Annotated in this window: 19 protein-coding genes; 13 read left to right on the top strand and 6 right to left on the bottom strand. The window is 69.2% G+C overall.

Features of this window, described 5'->3' with window-relative positions:
* Nucleotides 1–27: 27 nt before the first annotated feature.
* The 6 genes from FE633_RS21010 to FE633_RS20985 all read left to right on the top strand — a co-directional run bounded on the left by FE633_RS21010 (nt 28) and on the right by FE633_RS20985 (nt 6,478).
* Complete coding sequence (locus tag FE633_RS21010; RefSeq protein WP_425473201.1) at nt 28–1,176, top strand: thiamine pyrophosphate-dependent enzyme; 1,149 nt, start codon at nt 28–30, stop codon at nt 1,174–1,176.
* Nucleotide 1,177: 1 nt separating this feature from the next.
* Complete coding sequence (locus tag FE633_RS49805; RefSeq protein WP_138046697.1) at nt 1,178–3,226, top strand: 2-oxo acid dehydrogenase subunit E2; 2,049 nt, start codon at nt 1,178–1,180, stop codon at nt 3,224–3,226.
* Between the two features lie 102 nt (nt 3,227–3,328).
* Nucleotides 3,329–4,483 carry an inorganic phosphate transporter gene (locus FE633_RS21000; RefSeq protein ID WP_138046696.1) on the top strand — a complete coding sequence of 385 codons (1,155 nt, stop codon included), beginning with the start codon at nt 3,329–3,331 and terminating at the stop codon, nt 4,481–4,483.
* 18 nt (nt 4,484–4,501) lie between these two features.
* Nucleotides 4,502–4,735: a hypothetical protein gene (locus FE633_RS20995; RefSeq protein ID WP_138046695.1), complete on the top strand. Its 234-nt coding sequence runs from the start codon at nt 4,502–4,504 to the stop codon at nt 4,733–4,735.
* Nucleotides 4,736–4,756: 21 nt separating this feature from the next.
* Complete coding sequence (ppk2, locus tag FE633_RS20990) at nt 4,757–5,638, top strand: polyphosphate kinase 2 (RefSeq protein WP_138046694.1); 882 nt, start codon at nt 4,757–4,759, stop codon at nt 5,636–5,638.
* Nucleotides 5,639–5,650: 12 nt separating this feature from the next.
* On the top strand, nt 5,651–6,478 hold the full coding sequence (locus tag FE633_RS20985) for an N-formylglutamate amidohydrolase (protein WP_138046693.1): 828 nt from the start codon (nt 5,651–5,653) through the stop codon (nt 6,476–6,478).
* Here the strand turns inward: FE633_RS20985 and FE633_RS20980 are convergent.
* Complete coding sequence (locus FE633_RS20980; protein ID WP_138046692.1) at nt 6,459–7,157, bottom strand: winged helix-turn-helix transcriptional regulator; 699 nt, start codon at nt 7,155–7,157, stop codon at nt 6,459–6,461. The genes FE633_RS20985 and FE633_RS20980 overlap by 20 nt on opposite strands.
* A 199-nt stretch (nt 7,158–7,356) precedes the next feature.
* Between FE633_RS20980 and FE633_RS20975 the strand changes: the two genes are divergently transcribed.
* Together FE633_RS20975 and FE633_RS20970 are read left to right on the top strand one after the other, a co-directional pair.
* Nucleotides 7,357–8,250, top strand: coding sequence for a class I SAM-dependent methyltransferase (locus FE633_RS20975; protein ID WP_138046691.1), 894 nt, complete (start codon nt 7,357–7,359; stop codon nt 8,248–8,250).
* 92 nt (nt 8,251–8,342) lie between these two features.
* Nucleotides 8,343–9,185, top strand: coding sequence for a DUF429 domain-containing protein (locus tag FE633_RS20970; RefSeq protein ID WP_246113742.1), 843 nt, complete (start codon nt 8,343–8,345; stop codon nt 9,183–9,185).
* 27 nt (nt 9,186–9,212) lie between these two features.
* On the opposite strand, the gene FE633_RS20965 is transcribed toward FE633_RS20970, so the two are convergent.
* Nucleotides 9,213–9,869 (bottom strand): SMI1/KNR4 family protein, encoded by a 657-nt coding sequence (locus tag FE633_RS20965; protein ID WP_138046689.1) that lies wholly within the window; start codon nt 9,867–9,869, stop codon nt 9,213–9,215.
* A gap of 152 nt (nt 9,870–10,021) precedes the next feature.
* On the opposite strand from FE633_RS20965, the gene FE633_RS48520 reads away from it, so the two are divergent.
* Both FE633_RS48520 and FE633_RS20955 read left to right on the top strand, forming a co-directional pair.
* Nucleotides 10,022–11,629 carry a NucA/NucB deoxyribonuclease domain-containing protein gene (locus tag FE633_RS48520; protein WP_138046688.1) on the top strand — a complete coding sequence of 536 codons (1,608 nt, stop codon included), beginning with the start codon at nt 10,022–10,024 and terminating at the stop codon, nt 11,627–11,629.
* 393 nt (nt 11,630–12,022) lie between these two features.
* On the top strand, nt 12,023–12,640 hold the full coding sequence (locus FE633_RS20955) for a hypothetical protein (protein WP_138046768.1): 618 nt from the start codon (nt 12,023–12,025) through the stop codon (nt 12,638–12,640).
* 191 nt (nt 12,641–12,831) lie between these two features.
* Here FE633_RS20955 and FE633_RS20950 read toward each other — a convergent pair whose 3' ends face one another.
* Nucleotides 12,832–14,124 (bottom strand): PIN-like domain-containing protein, encoded by a 1,293-nt coding sequence (locus tag FE633_RS20950; protein WP_138046687.1) that lies wholly within the window; start codon nt 14,122–14,124, stop codon nt 12,832–12,834.
* A 107-nt stretch (nt 14,125–14,231) separates the two neighbouring features.
* Nucleotides 14,232–14,417, bottom strand: coding sequence for a hypothetical protein (locus FE633_RS20945; RefSeq protein ID WP_138046686.1), 186 nt, complete (start codon nt 14,415–14,417; stop codon nt 14,232–14,234).
* 79 nt (nt 14,418–14,496) lie between these two features.
* Between FE633_RS20945 and FE633_RS20940 the strand changes: the two genes are divergently transcribed.
* The 3 genes from FE633_RS20940 to FE633_RS20930 all read left to right on the top strand — a co-directional run bounded on the left by FE633_RS20940 (nt 14,497) and on the right by FE633_RS20930 (nt 18,856).
* A complete protein-coding gene (locus tag FE633_RS20940) occupies nt 14,497–16,695 on the top strand; it encodes a serine/threonine-protein kinase (protein WP_138046685.1) in 2,199 nt (732 codons plus the stop codon).
* 518 nt (nt 16,696–17,213) lie between these two features.
* The gene (locus FE633_RS20935) at nt 17,214–17,954 is read left to right on the top strand and encodes a YihY/virulence factor BrkB family protein (RefSeq protein ID WP_171060052.1); all 741 of its coding nucleotides are present in this window, start codon (nt 17,214–17,216) and stop codon (nt 17,952–17,954) included.
* Between the two features lie 125 nt (nt 17,955–18,079).
* Nucleotides 18,080–18,856, top strand: a complete 777-nt coding sequence (locus tag FE633_RS20930; RefSeq protein WP_171060051.1) for an alpha/beta fold hydrolase — start codon at nt 18,080–18,082, stop codon at nt 18,854–18,856.
* A 59-nt stretch (nt 18,857–18,915) separates the two neighbouring features.
* Here FE633_RS20930 and FE633_RS20925 read toward each other — a convergent pair whose 3' ends face one another.
* Both FE633_RS20925 and FE633_RS20920 read right to left on the bottom strand, forming a co-directional pair.
* Nucleotides 18,916–19,569: a DUF4360 domain-containing protein gene (locus tag FE633_RS20925; RefSeq protein WP_138046683.1), complete on the bottom strand. Its 654-nt coding sequence runs from the start codon at nt 19,567–19,569 to the stop codon at nt 18,916–18,918.
* Nucleotides 19,570–19,893: 324 nt separating this feature from the next.
* Nucleotides 19,894–21,901: glycoside hydrolase family 127 protein (locus tag FE633_RS20920; protein WP_246113741.1), on the bottom strand; the 2,008-nt coding region annotated here is incomplete at its 5' end.

Here is a 21,901-nt window from a genome sequence, read left to right as displayed (position 1 = left end):
CACGCCATGACGAAAGGATGCCGGGAAATGGTCGAGATACCGACGCATGCACCCGCAATGGAATGGGTAGACCCTTCACCCTGGTTGCCCTCCCAAGTTCCGGTTTCCTTTCTTTCATCGAATGGCAAAGCAAGAGAATTCGATGCGACGGTGACGGCCGACGGTCCAATGGCCCGGAGGTACACCGAACCCGCGCCGGACCTGCTGCTCGATGCGTACCGGAAGATGGTCGTCGGGCGCCGCTTCGACGAGCAGGCGACCGCGCTCGCGCGGCAGGGCAGGCTCGCGGTGCACCCGTCGAGCCTGGGTCAGGAGGCGTGCCAGGTGGGCGCCGCGCTCGCACTGCGCGCCACGGACTGGCTCTTCCCCACCTACCGCGACTGCGTCGCGCTGGTCAGCCGCGGTATCGACGCCGTCGAAGCCCTGACACTGCTGCGCGGCGACCGGCACTGCGGTTACGACCCGGTGCGGCACCGCACCGCGCCACAGTGCACCCCGCTGGCCACCCATGCCGCGCACGCCACCGGGCTGGCGCACGGAGAGCGGCTCAAGGGAACGGACACGGTCGCCCTCGCTCTCGTGGGCGACGGAGCCACGAGCGAAGGTGACTTCCACGAGGCCGTCAACCTCGCCGGCGTCCTGCGGGCACCGGTGGTCTTCCTGGTGCAGAACAACCGCTACGCCATCTCCGTCCCGCTCTCCGGCCAGAGCGCGGCACCGAGCCTGGCGTACAAGGGAGTCGGCTATGGCGTCCGCTCGGAACAGGTGGACGGCAACGACGCCGCGGCCGTGCTCGCCGTACTGACGGCCGCCGTGGCGGACGCACGGTCGGGCGGCGGCCCCTGGCTGGTCGAGGCGCACACCTACCGTGTGGGCCCGCACACCAGCGCCGACGACCCCTCCCGGTACCGTCCGGCGGCGGAGGCCGAGGTCTGGCGCGGGCGGGACCCGATCGACCGGCTGGAGACCTGGCTGCGCGAAGAGGACATGGTGACGGACGCCGACATCGCGGCCACGGCCGCCGAGGCGGAGGCGTACGCCTCCGACCTGCGCACCCGGCTCAGCGAGGATCCCGCTCTGGACCCGCTCACGCTGCTCGACCACGTGTTCAGCACCACGACAGCACAGCTCGCCGAGCAACGCGCCGCCCTGCGGACCGAGTGGGAAGGACGCTGAGATGGCGGCCACCGCGATGGCGCAGGCCCTGAACGCCGCACTGCGGGACTCCCTCGACGCGGACGAACGCGTCGTCGTCTTCGGCGAGGACGTCGGCCGGCTCGGCGGCGTGTTCCGGGTCACCGACGGGCTCGCCGACGCGTTCGGTGATCGGCGCTGCTTCGACACACCGGTGTGCGAGGCCGGAATCGCCGGACTGGCGGTCGGCATGGCGATGGCCGGCTTCCGGCCCGTCGTGGAGATGCAGTTCGACGCGTTCGCCTACCCGGCGTTCGAGCAGATCGCCTCCCACGTGGCCAAGACGCGCAACCGCACCCGCGGCGCCCTCGCCCTGCCCCTCGTCATCCGTGTCCCGTACGGCGGCGGCATCGGCGGAGTCGAGCACCACAGCGACTCCAGCGAGGCGTACTACGCGCACACGGCGGGCCTGAAAGTCGTGACACCGGCGACGGTCGCGGACGCGTACTCGTTGCTCCGCGAGGCCGTCGAGGACCCGGATCCGGTGGTGTTCCTGGAGCCCAAACGGCACTACTGGTCGAAGGACGACGTCGAACTCCCCGTCCGCACCGAACCGTTCGGCGCGGCAACGGTCCGCCGCGCCGGACGCGACGCCACGCTCGTCGCCTACGGGCCGTCGGTCGCCGTGGCCCTGGCGGCGGCCCGCGAGGCCGAGGCCGAGGGACTGGACGTGGAAGTGCTGGACCTGCGCACCCTCGTCCCCCTCGACGACCGTGCGCTCACCGCGTCGGTACGGCGTACAGGCCGCTGCCTGGTCGTGCACGAGGCCCAGGGCTTCGCCGGCGTCGGCGCCGAGATCGCGGCCCGGGTACAGGAGCGCTGCTTCGAGGCGCTGCGCGCACCGGTCCTGCGCGTCACGGGCCTGGACATCCCGTACCCGCCGCCGCTGCTGGAGAGTGCCCATCTACCGGATGTGGGACGGGTACTCGACGGTCTGCGCCGCCTGCTGCCCGGCCGCCGTACGAGCGGCGGACACCGCGATCAGCGGGTGGCACGCACCGCCGAGCCGGTCCCCTCCGACCGGACCTTCAGCCTGCCCGACCTGGGCGAAGGGCTGACGGAAGCCGAAGTGCTGGACTGGAAGGTCGCCGTGGGCGACACCGTCACACATGACCAGGTCGTCGTCGAGGTCGAGACGGCCAAGTCCGTGGTGACCCTGCCGAGCCCGTTCGCCGGGACGGTGACGGCCCGGCACTGCGAGGCCGGGGAGATCGTCCAGGTAGGGGCGGCGCTGTTGTCGGTGGGCGAGAAGACCGCCCGCGCGTCGTCGGAACTCGGTTCCGGTGCCGTGCTGACGGGTTACGGGACAAGGGGGCCGCAGCGGAGCCCCTTGCCGGCGGCCCGGGAAGGCGAGGACCGGCAGACACTGCTTTCCCCCGCCCTCAGCGGAACGCGGATCCCCATGGACGCCACGGCCGAGAAGTTCCTCCGCAGCCACCGCGACTCACCGGCCGTGACCATCTGGGCGGACGCGGACGCCACCGAACTGCTCGCCGCCCGTGCCACGTTCGGGACGGGCCTGCTGCCGCTGCTGGCCCGGTGCACCCTCGCGGCCCTCGCCGCCTTCCCCGAACTGAACGCCCGTATCGACACCGACCGCGCGGACATCGTCCGAATGCCGCAGGTGCACCTGGGCTTCGCCGCCCAGACCGCGCACGGGCAGGCCGTACCCGTCGTACGGGATGCCGCCCGCCTGCCCTTCGTCGGCCTCGCCGGCGAACTCCGGCGGCTCACCGACCTCGCCCGACGCGGCACGCTGCCGACCGAGCACCGCACCGGCGCCACCTTCACCCTCAACAACTACGGCGTGTTCGACGTCGACGGCGCCACCCCGCTCCTCAACCATCCCCAGGCGGCGATGCTCGGCGTCGGCCGCGTCACCGACCGCCCCTGGGCGGTGGACGGGCGCCTCGAGATACGCAAGGTCGTTCACCTGTCCCTGACCTTCGACCACCGCGTCTGCGACGGCGGCACGGCGTCCGGATTCCTGCGCCACGTCGTAGACGGCGTCACCGCCCCCGGCCCGTCATAGGCGGCCGATACGCCGCCACACGCCTGTTCACCTTCACTCCTCCATACGGGAGCTTTGCCTCCGGTTCGCCGTGTGTACTCCTGCGATTGCTTGCATCGAGGGATGGACCACATCACGTTCCTCGTGGCGGTCGTCATCGTCACGGCTCTGGCCTTCGACTTCACCAACGGATTCCACGACACGGCGAACGCGATGGCCACCTCCATCGCCACCGGCGCGCTCAGGCCGAGAACAGCGGTCCTCATCAGCGGCGTCCTCAACGTCGTCGGTGCCTTCCTGTCCACCGAGGTCGCCAAGACGATCTCCGGCGGCATCGTGGACGACACGCTCGTCACTCCGGGGATGATCTTCGCGGGGTTGGTCGGTGCGATCCTCTGGAACCTGCTGACCTGGCTGCTCGGGCTGCCGTCCAGTTCCTCGCACGCCCTGTTCGGCGGGCTCGTCGGGGCCGTGTGGGTCGGTGCGGGGTCGCACGGCGTGAACTTCGACAAGGTTGTCGAGAAGGTGCTGATCCCGGCGGTGGCCTCGCCGCTCGTGGCGGGCGTCGCGGCGCTGATCGCCACCTACTTCGCCTACCGTCTCACCGCCCGGGCCCGCGAGGCTTCGGTGACCAAGGGATTCCGGCTCGGGCAGATCGCCTCGGCCTCGCTCGTCTCGCTCGCCCACGGCACGAACGACGCGCAGAAGACGATGGGTGTCATCACCCTGACCCTGATCTCGGCGGGTGCGCTGGGCCATGACGCGGGCCCGCCGCTGTGGGTGATCGCGTCGGCCGGACTGGCCATCGGCCTGGGCACCTACCTCGGCGGCTGGCGGATCATCCGCACCATGGGCAAGGGGCTCACGGAGATCCAGTCGCCGCAGGGCTTCGCGGCCGAGACCGCCTCCACGACCGTCATCCTCACCTCCGCCCACCTCGGTTTCGCCCTGTCCACCACGCAGGTCGCCTCGGGCAGCATCCTCGGGGCGGGCCTCGGCCGACGCCTGGCCGAGGTGCGCTGGGGTGTCGCGGGCCGCATGGTGGTCGCCTGGCTGATCACGCTGCCGGCGGCCGCGCTGGTCGGCGGTCTGTCCGCGAGCGTGGTGACGCACGGCGGGACCGTCGGGACCGTGGTGGTCGCGCTGGCCGGCGTCGCGGTCGCCGCGTCCATCGTGGCCGTCGCGCGGCGTAACCCGGTGCACGCGAACAACGTCAACGACAACCACGAGGTCACCGTCCGCGGCGCGCAGCCGGCGAACGTCGGTGCGGCCGCCTGAGTCAGGGGAGTTCGAACGATGCATCTGGACTGGACCGCTCTGGGACAGGTCGCCGCGGTGAGCATGGGCGTCACCGTCGCGGTGGTCGTCGTCTTCGCGATCGGCATCCTCGGCCTCGCGCAGGTCGAGGCCGCACGGGAGAAGGACGGCGGCACGCATGCGCTGGGCTTCGCCCAGGCAGGACTGTGCTTCCTCACCTGCGCGGCCGTGGTCGCGTACGGCATCTACCTGATCGTGCCGCAGTTCCACTGAGGCTCCTGGAAGGAGGACCGGATGACACCTCTGGTGACGGCGGGGCTACGGGTCGACTACACCGACCACGACGACCCGGTGCTGATCCGGCCGGACGGCAGTCCGGTGGACACCTGGCGAGAGAACTACCCGTACGAGCAACGGATGGAGCGCAAGGAGTACGAGTGGCACAAGCGGCTGCAGCAGATCGAACTGCTGAAGCTGCAGAGCTGGATCAAGAAGACCGGCCGCCGGCTCGTCATCGTCTTCGAGGGCCGTGACGCGGCAGGCAAGGGTGGCACGATCAAGCGCTTCACCGAGCACCTGAACCCGCGCGGTGCACGGGTGGTGGCCCTGGAGAAGCCGACCGAGCGCGAGCGTGGACAGTGGTATTTCCAGCGGTACGTGGAGCATCTGCCGACCGAGGGTGAGATCGTGATGTTCGACCGGTCCTGGTACAACCGGGCCGGAGTCGAGCGCGTGATGGGTTTCTGCACGGACGACGAGTACTGGCGCTTCATGCGCCAGGCGCCGTTGTTCGAGCGGATGCTCGTCGACGACGGGGTCGACCTGGTCAAGTTCTGGTTCTCGGTCTCGCAGAGCGAGCAGCGCACGCGCTTCACGATCCGCCAGGTCGACCCGGTACGGCAGTGGAAGCTGAGCTCGATGGACCTGGCGTCGCTGGACCGCTGGGACGACTACACCGCCGCCAAGGTCGCCATGTTCCGTGAGACGGACACGCAGTACGCACCGTGGACGGTGGTGAAGAGCAACGACAAGAAGCGGGCCCGGGTCGAGGCCATGCGCAGTGTGCTGGCCCGCTTCGACTACACGGACAAGGACGCGGAGGTCGTCGGCAGCGTGGACCCGAGCATCGTGGGCGCGGCCGCCACCCTGCTGGAGGCGGGTGAGGACGCCTCCTAGCAAGGCCCCAGAATGAACGACATGTCGGCCTCCTGTCTGCTCCTGCCGGGCGCACCGGACTCCCCTGTGATCCTGCACGTCCCGCACTCCTCGCGGGTGATCCCCGGGGACGTACGGAGCGGCATCGTGCTTGAAGACGAGGCCCTGGAGCGGGAGTTGGACCACATCACCGACTCGCACACCGCCCGGATCGCGGCGACGGCCGCCGAGCGCTGCGCCGCAGCGCCCTGGCGGTTCGTCAACCAGTTGTCGCGGCTGGTCGTCGATCCCGAACGATTCCCGGACGAGCGGGAGGAGATGCTGGCCGTCGGCATGGGCGCGGTCTACACGCGGACCACCCACCGGGAGGAGCTCCGGCCGGCCGACTACGACGGCCAGCCGCTCATCGAGCGGTACTTCGCCCCGTACGCCGCCGCCATGACGGACGCTGTGACCGAGCGGCTGGACGCCGTCGGGCGGGCCGTGATCATCGACGTCCACTCCTACCCGACCGAGCGTCTGCCCTACGAGCTCCACGGTGATGGACCCCGGCCGCCCATCTGCCTGGGCCGGGATGCCTTCCATACCCCGGCCGATCTGCTGGCCCGCGCCGAGAAGGCGTTCGCGGGCTTCGGCGGCACGGGAGTCAACAGTCCCTTCGAGGGGACGTACATTCCGCTGAAGTACTACGGGAAGGACCCAAGGGTCAGCGCGCTGATGATCGAGATCCGGCGGGACGTCTACATGTCCGAGCCGGGCGGCCCGGCGGGCCCGGGTCTGAACGCACTCGCGGCAGCACTTGCCCGGCTTGTCGACGCGGTGGCCGCTGCCACCAGGGCGTCTACCGCGAATCCGGTGTGACGGTGACGGGCCGGGGCACCGCGGCGAACGCCGACAGCGTGAACCACCCCGGCACGGCCCGGCGCAGCGCCTCGGGGCCGTCCACCCTGACCGCGCCGACACGCAGAGCCTCGGACCAGCTGAGGTCACCACGCCACACTTCGATCATGCGGCGCAGGCCGGCGGTGACGGTTACCGTCACCGCGTGGCCGGGGTCCACGTCGCAGACGTCGGTGTCCTCGGGTGTGATCACCAGCCACCAGTAGCGAGTGCCCGTGGGGGCGTCCGGGAAGTTGAAGTGGACCACCGTCCGTCCGTCGGGGACGGCATCTCGGACGACGTTTCGGCGCAGGTCCCACAGCAGCAGTTTCGGGTCGAGATCCGCGTCGCCGATCTGTCCGATCCAGCGGGTGCCCCAGACGCCGAGTGCCTCGATCACGGGCCGCAGCTCACGTCCGGCCGCGGTCAGAACGTACTGCACCTCCTTGCCGTCGGTCTGCCTCTCCACGACGCCGGCGCGCACCAGTTGGTGCAGCCGCTTGGACAGCAGCGTGGGGGACATCCTTGGCACACCGCGGCGCAACTCATTGAAACGTCGGCTGTCGATGACGAGTTCACGGACGATGAGCAACGTCCAGCGCTCGTCGAGCAGCTCCATCGCCTTGGCGACCGGGCAGAACTGGCGATACGAGGACCCCATGCCGCGCAGGGTATGCCCCGCCGTCGGACAAACCAACCCAGCAGTGGCCGGATGGTGTCGAATGACTGCGCTCCGGTACAGATCTGGGACTAGGAGACGGCATACCCCGTTCCTAGGATCGGATCCGTGGCAGACACGGGTTCGTCGTTGGCCACACCGTCGTCGTGGTGCCTCGCAAGTGTCCGGAAGGAGTGCTGTCGTGAGCGAATCGACCGACGCGGTTGAGGTTGACCGTGCACTGAAAGCCAGGCACCGGGCGATGTGGGCGCAGGGTGACTACCCTGCCGTGGCCGCCGAGATCATCCCCGAGCTGGGTGAGATCCTCGTCGAGGCGTGCGGGGTGCGTGGCGTTGGCGAGCGAAGCGAGTTGGAGTCTCCCCGGGGCGAAGGCCAAGGGAGGAGGCTGCTGGACGTGGCGGCCGGCTCGGGCAACGCCGCGATACCGGCGGCGCTGGCCGGGGCGAGCGTGGTGGCCTGTGACCTGACCCCGGAGCTGTTCGAGGTCGGACGGCGACTTGCCGCGCAGCGCGGCGCCGAAGTGGAGTGGCGACAGGCCGACGCCGAGGCGTTGCCGTTCGCGGACGGCGAGTTCGACACTGTGCTGTCCTGCGTCGGGGTCATGTTCGCCCCGCATCACCAGGCCGCGGCCGACGAATGCGTACGCGTCTGCCGCCCGGGGGGCACGATCGGCTTGCTCAGCTGGACGCCCGAGGGCTTCCTCGGCCAGATGCTCGCCACGATGAGGCCCTACGCGCCGCCGCCCCCGCCGGGCGCGCAGCCCCCGCCCCTGTGGGGAGACGAGGACCACGTCCGCGCCCTGTTCGGAGACCGGATCACTGACATCGAGGCGCGTAAACAGACGCTGCTGGTCGACCGCTTCAAGAGCCCTGAGGAGTTCCGCGACTACTTCAAGGCGCGCTACGGCCCGACCATCGCCACCTACCGGGCCATCGCCGATGACCCTGCCCGCACCGCCGCGCTGGACCGCGACCTCGCCGACCTCGCCCGGCGATACGACCAAGGGGCGGGCAGCACGGCCATGGAGTGGGAGTACCTGCTGTTCATCGCCCGCAAGTCATCCGCGAAAGCGTGAACACTTTCCCGGAAAGTGTTCACGCTCTCGCGGTGGTGCCCCGGCCGACGTGTCCGGAACGGGCAGTTCTCTGGTAGTACCGAGGTATGGGGATGGAGCGGTTCATAGGCATCGACCTCGCCTGGGCGCCGGGCGAAGGCTCTGTCAAGCCCAATGAGACCGGCGTGGCCGCCATCGACGGGCGCGGTGTGGTGATCGATTGCGGCTGGACCTGTGGGCTCGAGGAGACGATGTCATGGCTGGCCAAGACAGCTGTCGACGGATCGACCCTGACCTTTGTCGACGCGCCGCTGGTCGTTGACAATCCGGCCGGCCAGCGGTTGTGCGAACGGGAGGTCGGCCGGCGGTACGGCCGGTGGAAGGTGAGTGCGAACAGCACCAACCAGAACTCCCCCCGGCTGGCCGGAGTGCTTCTGCGGGAACGGCTGCGGGAGTCCGGCTGGTCCTACGACGACGGCAGGGGAGGGCCGCCGACGGGTGGGCTGGTCATGTCCGAGTGCTACCCGTACACGACGTTGGTCGGGGCCGCCGAGCTCGGCTATGACCAGGAGCGCCCGACGTACAAGCGCCGGCCGGCGCGCGTGCCGACGGCTCAGTGGCGAGCGGTGCGGGCCGAGGAGTGCGACACGCTGATCGCGCGTATGTCGGGCCTGGCCACGGCGGATCCGCCGCTCCTGCTCTCGTCCCATCCGGTTTCCCGTCGGCTGCTCGATGAGCCCTCACCTCAGCGGGCAGTCGACTACAAGCATCGGGAAGACCTCATCGACGCCCTGCTCTGCGCGTGGACGGCCGCACTGTGGTCCCGGCACGGACTGGCTCGCTGCCAGGTCCTGGCAGCGGACAGCCTCGTCCCGCCCGGATGTGCTCCGACGATCATCGCGCCGGCCCGCCCCGAGCAGCGGCCGTCCCCTTGCACCCCCATGGACCTCCGCTGACACTCGTCAAGGTCTCCCCCCGACCCTTCACCCGCGAGGAACCGGCCAACGTCCGATGTGGGTGCCGTCTCCAAGGTCACCGTTGTCCGGAGCCACGTCCGAGAGGGCGTCCGCGACGAAGGTGAGCATGCCGGCCACACTGGTCCACTCGGGCTCCGCGGCGTGGCCGGTGCGGGTGAAGCGGACCACACATCCGTGCAGTTCGCCCGGTCGCAGATCGGTGAAGAGGCCACCGCCCATGCCGTCTCCGGCGAGCGGCAGCCACTGAGGGAGCCAGACAGCGCTCGCCTCGTCCGGGTACAACGTGCCGGCGGGGTCCTCGCCGCACCGTGTGAGCCACGCGGCCAACTGGTCGGCCAGAGAGGGCGGAACCGTCTCTCCGACCGCTTCGAGGTGCAGGGCGCGACGTTCGAGCACTTGGGCGAGCGGGTACGGGTCGTTGTACTCCGGCAGCAGATGCCCCTGGTACGAAGGCGCGCCCGAGCGCGCATCCGGTGCGAGCCCGTTCATCCGACTCCACCATGCCGTCAGATCGGGGGAGAAGACCACGCCCAGTTGCCGCTCCGCTTGGCGCAACTCCTCTGCGACGACAGGTGCGTTGAGGTGTGCACGGTAACCGGGAGCATGGCGCGCGAGCCATGCGTCGATGCGGCTCCAGGCTTCCAGTGTTTCGGCTGCGGACACGGCCGTCGACTCCCTTCACCACTTACGCAGTAGCCGCCTTGCGGCTCTTGTGCCCCGATATTGGCTCGATTCACCCTGTGTTGGGCGCGCGCTGTCGGGCAGGAACCCCAGCGGCATATGTCATGAGCACCGCAATACGGGGAGCACCAAGCGTGAAGTTACATCGCATGCACCACCGTCGTCGAAGCCGGGTCGTCGCGGCCCTGGCGGCACTGCCGCTGCTCGCGACACTCTCGGCTCCGAACGCCACGGCGGAGCCGGCGTCACCCGGTTCAGAAGCGGCGCGGCTGTCCGCGGCGCCGGACCGTACGGGAGCCGGGGAGCCGGAGGAGGGCACGTGGTTCGGCAAGCCCGTACTCATGCCGTACGGGACGGCCAAGGACGACGCCATGGACCGGGCTGAGGATGAAGCCCCGAGGAACCTCACCGCCAACCAGGAAACGACACAAAAGCAGGCACCGCCCAGCGGATTGAAGCGCTGGGAGATGCCCGGGCTGGAAGCCAGGGGCGAGCCACTCTCCGCAGCGGAGGCCGGGCGCAGGGCGCTGGCGGCAGCGGAAAAGGCGGGCGCCCGTTCATACGCCGACACCTCGAAAGTGCCGCTCACCGGCGACGGCGACGGTGACGGCGACAACCCCACGCCCCGGGCCGCAGCCGAGTTGACCCCTCCGACGAAATGGGGCGCCACCCCTCCGGCGACCATCGAGCGTTGCCTCGACAGGGAAGAGGCCGGCTCCACGAAGGGCAAGACCTTCAACCGCTGGCTCTGGTGCCAGAAGGGCCGGCTCGGCCTTGAGTACTTCAAGGTGATCAACGGCAGGCCGGAGCTGCAAGGCATCACCACGGTCGCCTTTCGCGCGGCTGCTGTCGGGGCCGGCAAGACCCGCGGCGTCCGTACCTATCTTCAGGTAGAGGAAGACTCCCTCGACAACGACGTCTGGAGCCTGTGGGACCGGCTGTTCACCGTTCCCTCCCTTCGGATGAATGTCCTGTCCGACTGCGCGGAGCCGCTGGAGTACTGCTGGGCCACCGGCAGCGGGATCGAACACACCTGGGAGGAGTGGGAGTACCGCGACGACTGGATGCACTGGGACGTGCGCTCCGATGAATCCGCCGGCAGGGGTCGGGACAAAGTGTCCTACGACCGGTGGCACTTTCGCGTCGACGGCTCCGGCGGCGGCTACAAGATCCGGCCGGCGCGCTCGGAGCAACACACGATCCGCTGCGACTCGGCTGACTACTTCGCGCATTTCGGCGAGCGCTATCCGAGGGCCTGCGTCAACTACGAGGTCGTTCCGAACCTCCGGTACAAGATCAGCGACGATCGGGTGACGGGCGTCGCCCAGCACATCCGCACCGCCCAGAACATGCCGGAGCGGACCTACCCCATTGAATTCGACCGGAAGGACATCCCGGGCAAGTACTACCCGGGGCAGAGGAATGAACGGGGCCTGCACCGGGTGCCTTACGGCGGTCTCGTCGCCCGGAGCAACGAGGACTACAAGGACGACGCCTGCAAGCGACAAGGTCCGTATGCGGGCTCGCGCGGCCTGCCCCCGTATGACACCAATACCAAGGACTGCGACGAGTACCCGTTCCAGTCGACGGAGGAGGGCGCCTCCAGCCACGATTGGGCCTTCTCGGTCCGCGCGGTGCCCAAGAGCGAAAACACCGCCGCCGGCTCCCTGCTGCGCTGGTACTACTTCAGCGACCGCGTTCTCTACGACAACGACGAGTTCTGGGTGAACATCCAGGACTGAAACCAAGAGGCCACCGAGCCCGCAGGCCTGCCGATCACCAAGCTCGGCTCCTGTCTGCGGCTCGGCGGCCTCAGTCGCACGCGCCGGCACCTTCCAATCCCCGTGCCCGGCCCCGGGGTTGGCCGACGTGTGACGTTGCCTGTGCGGGGACTCTTGACGCTTCACTTCTCGGCTGGATACTTACGGCACGTGCCGTGGGTTCCTCGTGTTTGCGCAAACATCCAGCCCGCTCGTCAGTGAGCCCACCATCGCTCCACTTCGCTCCATTCCGCTCCGCTTCCTCAACGGACGGACTGGTCATGCCGTCATTGCCACACCCGACGGTCTCACCCCCCACAGGAGGACTTCTCAATGAGTCCAAGACGGGCCACGGAGCCCGCTGAGCGAACGGCCATGCCGTGGCGCAGCAAGGTGGTCATAGCCGCGCTGGCAGCGGCCGTTCTGGCCGGGCCGAGCGTCGCGCAAGCCGCCGCCCCACAAGCCGCCGCCCCGCAGGCCGCATCGGCATCCCAGGAACCGAGGGCAGCGGCGGCCAGCATCACCTGGACCCTTGAACGGGCGAGCAACCCCACCGCGGACCAGCGGGCGGCCTACGACCTCATCACGGCAGCCATGAACGCCGCGGTGGCCCGCTACAACAACCTCAGCGACCTGGGCAAGACCATCACCGTCCGCTACGACCCGGGCGTGCCCACCGCTGACGGCAACATCAACGGAACCATCCGCTTCGGCAACCGCAGCTACATGACCCAGAGGACGGCTCTGCACGAGATCGCCCACACCATCGGCGTGGGCACGAGTTCGGGCTGGTCCTCCCTCGGCGGCAGCGGCACCTGGCGCGGCGCCCAGGCGACGGCACTCGTCCAGCGGTTCGACGGTTCGGGCGCCAAACTGTCCACCGGTGGCGGACACTTCTGGCCCTACGGTCTGAACTACGAGAACGAGTTCTCCAACACGGCGGCCGATCGCCACGTCCAGATCGTCGCCGCCATGGTGCGTGACGGTCTGTAACTCCACGTCACCGCTTCGTGTGTCTCCGCAACACCACGTCCATGAAGCTGTTGGCCGATTCCCCTGCCGGGGCACCAGCTGCGAAAGCGTGAACACTTTCCCGGAAAGTGTTCACGCTTTCGCGGAGTGCGTGCCTGGATCGCGCGCCGCCGGACGGATTCGCCAACAGGGCCTGTCCATGGACGTGACCGCTACTCCTCGTCCTCGCCCGTCATCTCGTTGACCAGCGTTACGAGGAGCGGGTGCAGGGAGAAACCGGAGGCCTTACCCGGACCCTGTTCGTACTCAGCGGTCAGGACCGGTACCGCGGAGTCCGCCACCAGGTCCTGCTCCCGCAGGTAGCCGCTGATCCGGTTGATGGGCTTGGTGAAGCCCTTGAGAGTGCGGTCGGCGTCATAGCCGCAGATCTCGTACACGGTCTTCGCGTCCACGTACCCGTCCATCTCGGCCGCGTGCCTGATGACCTGGGTGCGGTTGCCGTAGCCCTCGTAGGTGAGCCCGTTGAACAGGGCCTCGATGGCTTTGAGGGTCCAGCCGCCGTGAGTGTCCTCGGCCTCGATGCGTTCGACCCGCTCGATGTCCTCGACCGAGCCCTCCTGGAGGTTGAACCGCAGGACGGGCGCCGCGATCTCCAGGAACTGCTTGGGGGACAGCAGGAAGAGACGGCCGCCGCCACGTGTCCGGAGTTCCGCGGTCAGCTCGGGGCGAGGGCCGCGGTTGTAACCGCGCTCCTTGCGCCACCAGTCCTCCTTGGCGTCCGCGGTCACGAACAGTACGTCGCACTCGCGGCGCGAGGCCTCCCGGAGAAGCTGCTCCCACACCAGGAAGTCGCCGGACGCTCCGTCGCCGTCCTTCTTGGCGTCCATGTACCCCGGAGGGATGCGCTTGCTGACGCGTTTCATGCCTTCGGCGACGAGCGCGTCGTGTTCGTCGGCTGTGAAGCGAGGGCCGACGCTGCCATCGAGCGCGCTCTCCAGTTTCGCGATCACCGGGTCGGTGCCGGTGTCATGGGTGATGTCCTGCCATTCGCCCTCACCGACCTCCTCGATGCTGTTCCGTACCTCGTCGAAGACCGCGGTCAGCCGGGTACGAAGACGCTCGAACTCCTCGTCGGGAAGGGCCACTCGGTTGGCCCAGGTACGCAACATCTGCACTGCGGAGGTGGCGTGCCCGGCCATCTCTTGCGCGGCCTTCGCGCCGGTCGACCGGGCCTCGCTGATGGTGGTCTCCCGGTTCCGCCAGAACTCCACGAGGACCTGGTGCGGCACCCAGAGCCGGTCCCCCAGGGCCTCGATCGCCCCGAGGAGATCGGTGCGTGCCTGCTCCGTGTAGCGGTAGAGGTTCAGCAGCACATTGGCGTCCGGCGCTACGAGGCCGGCCGTCAGCACGGCGGTGAAGTCGTCGGTCGTCGGGGTGCGGAAGGCCCCGAAGTCGTCGAACAGCCCACGGCCGCCACTGTCCGCCGCCGACGTCGTGTCACTCATCCCGAACCGCCCCCGTTTCCTTCACCCGCACGGGCGTTTCCCCGCTGCCGCCCCACCGGACGGTATCTCTTCACCTGCCGCCAACGCAGAGGATCGGCGAGATCCGGCTACCAGGGCTCCAGACCCTGCTCGGTCGGGTTCTCGCGGGGCAGCAGGGTGATCAGCGTCTTGACGGCGACCGTGCGCTCGGGACTGCCTTCGAGGCCCCATGTCCGTGGGCGGACGTGAGGTTCGGCGACATGCTGCGCGGCTGATGGGGGCTTGCGGAGGGTCGCCAGTTCCGTGACAGCCATGCCGTCCTCACGCGGCGAACTGACGCACAGTCATTGGGCCTAGAGTGGCGTCACATCTGGTGTCGGGCAGGGGAAGCGGATGGTGTTGCGTGCAGGGGACCCGGGCTCCATCGGCGGTTACACGCTGGAGGACCGGCTCGGCTCTGGCGGCATGGGTACGGTGTACCTGGCCCGTTCGGAGTCGGGGCGCCGTATCGCGCTGAAGCTGGTGCACCAACAGTTCGCCGATGACGACGAGTTCCGGGTGCGGTTCCAACAGGAGGTCTCGGCGGCCCGGCGGGTGAGCGGCGCGTTCACCGCTGCCGTCGTGGACGCGGACCCGGACGCCCCGCTCCCCTGGATGGCGACCTCATACGTGCCAGGACCCACGCTCGCCGAGCGGGTCGCGGCGGACGGCCCGCTGAGCAGTGCGGAGCTGCGGCAGCTGGCGATTGGGCTGGCCGAGGCGTTGCGCGACATCCACCGCGTGGGCGTGGTGCACCGTGACCTCAAGCCCGCCAACATCGTGCTGTCGGAAGAAGGCCCACGCGTCATCGACTTCGGTATCTCGCGGGCGGCGGACAACAAGACGCTGACCATGACGGGGCGTGTCATGGGCACGCCGCCCTTCATGTCCCCGGAGCAGTTGAACACTCCGCGCGAAGTGGGCCCGGAATCGGATGTCTTCTCGCTCGCGGCGGTACTGGTGTTCGCGGCCATGGGGCGCAGCCCCTTCGACGCGGACAGCCCCTACATGACGGCTTATCAGGTCGTGCACGAGCCTCCCGAGTTGGAGGGGGTGACCGAACCGCTGCGCGGCATCGCCGCGGACTGTCTCGGCAAGGAACCGGCGACGCGACCTGGGCTCGACCGGCTGCTGGAGCGGCTGCGGACACTGCCCGCCGCCGATGACGGCCGCGACGGTCACTGCGGTGACGGTGACAGCAGTGACGGTGACAGCAGTGACGGTGACAGCGCGGACTTCCTCGCCGCGGGCCGGACGCCCCGTCAGGGGTGGCCGGTCGGCGTACGCCGGGCGCTGGTGATGGGCGGGACGGTCGCCGGTCTAGCCGGAGCGATCATTGGGGCGATCGCCGCCTTCGGGCCCACCGACCGGCCGAAAGTGGCCCGGGAGGAGCGTCCGACGACGGTGGCCGCCTCGCTGCCGCCCGGCTGGAGCGCCTGGCACCGCAGGCTCCCCGAGTCGTCCTCCGGCGTGGTGCCGGGTGACCTGGGGCCGATCAACGTCGCCTCGTCGACCGGCGACCGATGCCTCCGTTCCGGCTCCGGCCTCTACTGCGGAGGGCAGGGGGTCGCCCTTACCCGGCTGGACGCCGCCACCGGGCGCCCTGTGTGGCCCGATCCGCCGAACGAGACCATCACCGACATCATCGGGGTGTCCGACGGGTTCGTGCAGGCCGTGACAGAGGTCAACGACGGTGAGAAGACACGGCTGGCGGGGTACCGCCTCAGCGACGGCAAGCAGGAGTGGTGGACCGACATCGGCGGCGCGTACCAGGGAACCACGTTTGTGCGTGGCCGTGGCCATGCCGTGCTCGTCCAGGACTGGGACGCGGAAACGTTCCAGGCGGTGGACGCCCGTACCGGCGACATCAAATGGTCGAAGCGGGTCAGCGACCAACTGACGTGCCGCCCCACCGTGCAGAACGGCCACCCCTACGCCGAATGTGGTCCCCTCGACTCCCTCAGCTCCGAGCCGACCGAACTGTACGCCCTCGATCCTGGCTCGGGAGAGCCGAAGCGGATCTTCTCACTGCCCTCCTCGGCGTATTTCCTGGGTACGCGGGGAAGTGAGTCCCTCTACGTGGAGGACGGCGGGAAGGACAGCCCCGCCTACACCACCCTCCTGTTCGTCGATCGGGACAGTGGGGCGAAGCGCCGGGTGAAGCTGAGCCCGTCGATCCCCAACGAGGCGGTCGTACCCTCCCTGGTGGGCGACACGCTGTATTTCGTACGGCAGAACGGCGAGGTCACCGCCGCCACCACCGGCGGCAAGCGGCTGTGGACGAAGGCAACAGGGGTGGAGTGGCTGAGTGCGCCCGCCGTCTCAGGCCGGCGCGGCGCACTGTACCTCGCTGCCGCCAGCGGCCGGGTGGTCGCCCTGGACCGCACCGATGGTCGTGTGCTGTGGCGGGAGAAGCCGCGCACCGACCCCGGGGGCAACCGCGCCGACGTGGCGCTCATCGGCGACGCTCTGTACGTGATGTACGGGTACGACACCGCCGAGGTCTTCAGCATCGATGTCACGGGCTCACGCCGCCTCCCCGGCGGCGGGTAGGGCTCGGCTGCTCAGCCGGTCGCACATCCGGAGCCGTCGGGGCACGCTGGAAGCAGCCACTCGCCGTGCACGGGCCCGTCCGGTGCGGGGACGAGCCCAAGCCGGTGCACGGGAACAGGACGAGGTGACCACGCATGCGCCACGGGGTCGTGCCACCACTGCGGCAGGTATGTCGCGGCCCTCTCGGCCAGGGGCCGAGCGGCGAGCACGACCCGCCCGGCGAACCCGTCAGACCTGCCGGCTCCGGAGGACTCGGAAAACCGTCGGGCCCATCTGAGCCATCCGGCCCACCGGGGGCTCCTGATTCTTCTGGGGCATTTGATGCCTCTGGGGTGTCTGAATCCTCTGGGGCCACTGACTCTTCTGGTTCACCTGATGGTCCGGGTTCCACGGGCGACGGCCGGTCCGGCAGGAGCCGGGATCACCTCGGCGGCCGATGGCACCGGTCGAGGGAACTGGGCCGCTTCCTCCACGTCAGGTGCACGCGCGTATGGCAGCGCGGCAAGGAAGTGGAGCTGATGCACCGGGCCATGGGCTTCGCCGCGCTGGGGCTGGTGACGCTCGCCCCGCTGCTGATCGTGGTCGCGGCGGCGGCCCCGAGCCAGGAACGCGGCTTCGCCCTGTGGGTCGTGGACGGCATGGGGCTGTCCGGGCGCCCCGCCGACGCCGTGCAGGACCTCTTCTCCGCACCCCGCAAGGTCCTGAGCACGACCAGCGTCCTGAGCGTGGTGTTGCTCGCGCTCTTCGGCGTGCCGTTCGCGGGCAGTGTCCAGACCGGCTACGAAAAGGTGTGGGACCTGCCGGCCGGGCGCTGGCACGCGGTATGGCGACGCGCGGTGTGGCTCGTCGCTCTGACGGCCTACCTCTTCGCCGAAGCGCAGAGCGGGGCCGCCCTGGGGTCGGGCACCCTGCGCTCATGGACCCGGATCGGGCTGAGCGCGCTGCTCGGCGGGCTTTTCTTCTGGTGGGGGCAGCGATTCCTGCTCGGCGGCCGGATCTCCTGGCGCGCCCTCCTGCCGGGTGCCGTCGCCACGATGGTGGGCCTGGGCGGCCTGCGCCTGTTCTCGTCCCTGGTCTTCTCGCCGCTCATCGTGAGCAACGCGGTCTCGTACGGTTCGGTCGGCACCGTCCTGATCGTGACGTCCTGGCTCGTCGGTGTCGGCTTCGTCGTCTTCGGCGGCGCCCTCGTCGGTCGCTACTGGTACGTCCACGAACCGCACCACATCCCGCACCCGCACAACCGCTCCCGAAAGCACTGATGCGCCGCGGCGTCCGTGAGCTGTTCGGGTGTCCGGAGGTTCGGTTCTGGTGCGCCGTGGTCGGTCGGGCTCGGCGGGGCGCAGGATCCTGAGGGCGGCGGAAACGATCCGACGTTCAGGGGTTCATGGTGGCGCGAGATGTCATTCCGTACGAGGTCCAGGGCAGCGGTGCGGGGCGGGTGATCCTGCTCCATCATTGGTTCGGCGATCGGACGGCGTTCGCGCCGATGCGAGAGCATCTGAACGGCGAGGCGTTCAGCTACGCCTTCCCGGACTGCCGCGGCTGCGGGGAGGCCCAGCAGACGGCGGGCGTCTTCACGATGGAGGAGATCGCCGCGGATGTTCTCGCGGTGGCCGATGACCTGGACTGGGACACCTTCTCCGTCGTCGGTCACTCCATGGGTGCGATCGCCGCTCAGTTGGCGCTGCTGAACGCGCCCGAACGGGTCCGGTCGCTCATCGGTGTCGCCCCGATGCCCGCCTCCGGCTTCCCGCTGGAGGGGGAGTACCGCGATCTGTTCTACGGCGCCGTGGAGAACCCGGCGAACCGGCGGGTCATCATCGACACCGTCACCGGCGGCCAGGAGGACGACGCCTGGCTGGACGCGATGGTGAGCCGCTCGCTGGAGCGGACCACACCGGAGGCCTTCCGCGGCTACCTGGAGTCCTGGTCGACCACCGACTTTCACGAGCGCGTACGCGGCAACCGCACCCCCGTACTCGTCGTCACCGGTGCGAACGACCCGGTGCTGGGTGCCGACGCAGCCCGGGGTACGTGGTTGGAGTGGTACCCGAACGCCGAACTCGACGTACTTGACGGCTGCGGGCACTTTCCGACGGAGGAGACTCCCCAGGCCCTCGCCGCGTCGCTCGAGCAGTTCCTCAGTCGCTTCGCGAAGTGACGATGGCGGCTCCCCGGTCCGCACCGCATGGCGCGGACCGGGGAGCCGCATACCCCGGGTCACTTACCGGGGCACTCCTTCCAGGCCAGGTGGTAGATGGTGCTGATGTCACCATCCGTGGAGTCCATGGTCATGAAGCTGGTGCTGCCGGGCGCGGAGGTTCCCGCGTTGACGCGGAGTTCCGTGTTGATGTTGAAGTTCCGCTGCACTCCGCAGGGCGCCCAGACCAGCTGTGCCCAGTCGGTGCTGTCGGTTGCCTGCCAGTTGTCGTTGTACGGGCCGCTGAACGGATGGGTTCTGGAGTGGGTGTTCGACGACCCTTGGAAGTAGTACGAGGCCTTCTGAGTGCTGTTCGCGCCCGGCTGGAGTGAGGCGAAGCCCCGGTAGTCGACGCTCGCGATCGCGTAGGTGAAGCCCCCCGGGACGTGGACGTTGAGGTTGAGCTGGCAGTTCTTGCGGAACGCGGTGGGGCCGGCCCCACCGCCCACCTGGGCGAGGTAGTCGCTGTACGTCACCGTGAAGGCCGTGTTGTCCGGCGAGACGGCGATGGCGGCCGTTCCCTGGGGACAGCCCGATCCGTTGACCGTGGCGACCTCGATCACGATCTTGTCCGGGGGCGGGTCGGTGATCACGGAAGACGAGGCCTGCGCGGGGAGCGCGGAGGCGAACAGTGCCGCGGCGGCCGCGCCGCTCATGAGCAGTCCACTAGCCATGTTTCTCCAATCCGGAGCTTCGGCGATCCGGGCGGCGCGGGCAGGTGCCTGCGCCGCCGGGGTTGGGGGGTGCGGTCTCCGTCTGCATGGAGACCGTCGCTGACCAGGTGCGTTGGATTGAGCAGGCATGCGCATGTGGGCTCCGGGCATGGGCATGCCAAATGTGAAGCTCACTCGCAGCCTTGTGGAGGAATCGTGAAGGCTGTGAGTCATCGCGCATCGTATGGACCCGCGCGTCGGCGTACTAGGGCGATCTCCAGCCATTCGCGCCGGGGGACAGGCCGAAATGCCCCCCGGCGCGATGGATTCGGGTCGCCCGGCGGCTCAGGACTCCAGGTCGGCGCGGGTCGCCGCGGCCACCACCCGGTCGCGTTCACTCCTGGTGAGCAGGCCCTCGGACAGCCAGTCGCCCGCCGTTGCGCGTACCGCACGGACGAACCTGCCGGACGTCGTGAACGGCGCCTGGTTCCAGACCAGATCGAGGAAGGTCGTGCCGTCGCCGCGGTCGCGGTTGGGAACGCCCGAGTCGGCCGCGCCGAACACGATGACGGGTTCCGACCGCTTGAAGTACGCGTGGTAGTTGCTGTCGTCGCCGATGTGGAACGGTGCGAGGACCAGGCCGTGGGTGGTGAAGTGCATCGGTCGGCCCTCAGGCCGGACCGCGTCCGCCAGGTCGCCGCGGAGCGTGAAGTCCTTGTAGAAGGAGAAGGAGCGGAACGTCGGCTCCGTGCTCCGGGCCACGAGGAGGACCGGGCCGTAGAACAGGGACTGTGCGGTCGGGTCGTCGGGGGCCTTCTCGATGCGCAGGCCGAAGGGGGCCGACACCCGGATACGGTCTCCGCGCGACCAACTCCGGCTCACCGTGAGGTAGCTGCCCGGCACCGCGCGGCCGGGCTGCCGGACCCCGTTGACGGTGACCGTGAAGCCCCGGGTGGCCCAGGCCGGTACGCGCAGTCTGAGGTCGAGTCGGCCGCTTCCCTCCATCACGGTGAGCGTGCTCGCCCCCTCGTCGGGGAAAGCGCTCCGCTGCGAGATGACGAAGCCCTTCTCCGGCCACTCCAGGGTGGAGGCGAGATAGAGGTTGACGTACAACGACTTCCCGTCGGCGGAGCGGAAGTAGATCGAGTCCTGGTACTTGGTGTGGTTCTCCATCCCGGTGCCGCCGCAGCAGGTTCCGGTGTTGCCGTAGTCGCGTCGTACTCCCGGTCCCATTCCGACGAAGTACGTGACCTCGGGGCTGCCGGTGCTGCCGGCGTCCCGGCGGGAGGCGAGGATCTGGTTGGTCAGGGCCCGCTCGTAGTAGTCCATGTACGCCGGGTCCTGGTCGTGGAAGAACAGGTACCGGCTCAGCTTGAGCATGTTGTACGTCGCGCAGGTCTCGGCGTTCTTGTCGTCCAGGGTGGCCGCGATCGCGCCCCTGGCGCGGAACATCTCCCCCTGACCGGTGCCGCCCAGGCTGTAGGTCCGGGGGCCGACGACCATCCCCCAGAAGTTGCGGGCCGCGGCGGCGTAGGTGTCCTCCCCGGTGTGGTCGAACAGCCGCAGGTAGCCGGAGAACTGCGGGATGTGCTGGTTGGCGTGTTTGCCCTCCAGGATGTCCCGGTCCTCCGAACACGCCTTCAGCAGTGCCGTGTTGTCGAAGCAGCGGGCCGCGGCGAGATGCTCCTCTCGGCCGGTGAGGGCGTACAGGTCCGCCATCACCTCGTTCATCCCGCCGTACTCACCCGCGATGTAGATCGACCACATCCGCTCCAGCTGTTCCTTCGGAAGACGGCCGAGTCTGCTGTGCACCCAGTCGCCCATCTTCGAGGCGACCTCCAGAGCCTGTGCGTTGCCGGCCAGGGTGTGGGCGTCCAGGAGACCTCTCATGATCTTGTGGCAGGTGTAGTACGGCGCCCAGATCGTCGGGTACGTCGTGTAGCTCTCCAGCAGGATGAACTGTGTCTCCGGGTACGCCGCCAGGTAGCCGGGGTGGCTGGGCCGCGGCGAGCCGTTCTCCGCCAGTGCCTCCTGGCACTGGCCGAGCGCCGTGACCAAGTAGTCCAGCTTCGCCTTGAGTTCGGCCTCGCGCGTGTCGGCGTACGCCTGAGCGATCAGGGTGAGGAAGTGGCCCGCGTAGTGGCCGCGGAGGTTGCCGTCGGAGGTCTCCCAGCCGCCGGGCGGCCGGGCACCGTGCGTGTCGAGTCCGGCGTTGGCCCGGAATACGGCGAGGATCCGGTCCGCCGGGTACGCCCGGGCGTACTCGAGCATCAGGTCGCGCTTGCTGCGGAAGACGCCGTCGCCCAGCCGCACCGCGTCCAGCGGGAACGGGCGTACGGCCCAGGATGACGGG

The organism is Streptomyces montanus (assembly GCF_005786655.1).
GTDB classification, from domain to species: Bacteria; Actinomycetota; Actinomycetes; order Streptomycetales; family Streptomycetaceae; genus Streptomyces; species Streptomyces sporangiiformans.
This window is presented reverse-complemented; position numbering and strand designations above follow the sequence as displayed.

Coding starts and splice junctions, on each gene's coding strand:
- FE633_RS21010 (WP_425473201.1), top strand. CDS start 28: ATGGTCGAGATACCGACGCATGCACCCGCAATGGAATGGGTAGACCCT.
- FE633_RS49805 (WP_138046697.1), top strand. CDS start 1,178: ATGGCGGCCACCGCGATGGCGCAGGCCCTGAACGCCGCACTGCGGGAC.
- FE633_RS21000 (WP_138046696.1), top strand. CDS start 3,329: ATGGACCACATCACGTTCCTCGTGGCGGTCGTCATCGTCACGGCTCTG.
- FE633_RS20995 (WP_138046695.1), top strand. CDS start 4,502: ATGCATCTGGACTGGACCGCTCTGGGACAGGTCGCCGCGGTGAGCATG.
- ppk2 (WP_138046694.1), top strand. CDS start 4,757: ATGACACCTCTGGTGACGGCGGGGCTACGGGTCGACTACACCGACCAC.
- FE633_RS20985 (WP_138046693.1), top strand. CDS start 5,651: ATGAACGACATGTCGGCCTCCTGTCTGCTCCTGCCGGGCGCACCGGAC.
- FE633_RS20980 (WP_138046692.1), bottom strand. CDS start 7,157: ATGGGGTCCTCGTATCGCCAGTTCTGCCCGGTCGCCAAGGCGATGGAG.
- FE633_RS20970 (WP_246113742.1), top strand. CDS start 8,343: ATGGAGCGGTTCATAGGCATCGACCTCGCCTGGGCGCCGGGCGAAGGC.
- FE633_RS20955 (WP_138046768.1), top strand. CDS start 12,023: ATGCCGTGGCGCAGCAAGGTGGTCATAGCCGCGCTGGCAGCGGCCGTT.
- FE633_RS20950 (WP_138046687.1), bottom strand. CDS start 14,124: ATGAGTGACACGACGTCGGCGGCGGACAGTGGCGGCCGTGGGCTGTTC.
- FE633_RS20945 (WP_138046686.1), bottom strand. CDS start 14,417: ATGGCTGTCACGGAACTGGCGACCCTCCGCAAGCCCCCATCAGCCGCG.
- FE633_RS20940 (WP_138046685.1), top strand. CDS start 14,497: ATGGTGTTGCGTGCAGGGGACCCGGGCTCCATCGGCGGTTACACGCTG.
- FE633_RS20935 (WP_171060052.1), top strand. CDS start 17,214: ATGCACCGGGCCATGGGCTTCGCCGCGCTGGGGCTGGTGACGCTCGCC.
- FE633_RS20930 (WP_171060051.1), top strand. CDS start 18,080: ATGGTGGCGCGAGATGTCATTCCGTACGAGGTCCAGGGCAGCGGTGCG.
- FE633_RS20925 (WP_138046683.1), bottom strand. CDS start 19,569: ATGGCTAGTGGACTGCTCATGAGCGGCGCGGCCGCCGCGGCACTGTTC.